The following is a 639-nucleotide window of genomic DNA, read 5'->3' on the forward strand; positions in this document are numbered from 1 at the left end:
CGTGGGACGCGGGGCGGGGGCCGGGGTCGAAGGAGCCGGCCGGCAGGCCGTGGCGGCGGCCGGGCACCTCGGCGAGAGCGCGGGCGAAGTGGTCGCGGAAACCGGCGAGCGCACTGGAGAGGTCGTCGAGGACATCGGCGGGATCGGCGGCGAGGCGGTGGAACGCGCCGAGGAGAGTCCCGGGCGCACCGCGAGGCGCGCGAGGAGGACCGGCGCCGCGCCGGAACCCCCGAGCGGGACCGGCTCCGCGCCCCGCGCCCGGGAGCGGAGCGCGAGGACCGTCCGGCGCACCGGTACGGCGCCTCGCCGACCCGCGCGGACACGGGAGCGGCCGCCCGAACCGGAGCCCGAGCCGGAGCCGGAGGACGAGGGACGCCCTCCGTGAAGGCCGCCCTCGGCCCGGCCCTCGCCGGGCGGCTCCGACATCGAGTTCCGCTCCCGCGTGACGGCCGACCGTCTTCGTTTCCGCGAAAGGCCGAGGTCACGGGTCCGGTTCAGCGGCACTCCCGGCAGGGAGTCCGCCACGGTCAGCAACAGGGAGAATCTGCCCGACCCGGTCGACGTGCGGGTGGAACACCATCACGTGCGGGTCGGGTACGCGCTGACCACCAGGCTCAGGCCCGGCCGGGACACCGGGGC

The 639-nt window shown here is 77.5% G+C and carries 1 protein-coding gene and 1 pseudogene; both read left to right on the top strand.

From position 1 onward, the window contains the following. Window positions 1-385 (top strand): annotated as a pseudogene (locus GUY61_RS38795) (hypothetical protein); the annotation flags it as partial. Window positions 386-442: 57 nt separating this feature from the next. Further along, a partial coding sequence (locus tag GUY61_RS39485; RefSeq protein ID WP_208107006.1) for a hypothetical protein occupies window positions 443-639 on the top strand: 197 nt, incomplete at its 3' end.

The organism is Streptomyces sp. GC420, assembly GCF_009916105.1.
In the GTDB taxonomy this organism is placed as follows: domain Bacteria; phylum Actinomycetota; class Actinomycetes; order Streptomycetales; family Streptomycetaceae; genus Streptomyces.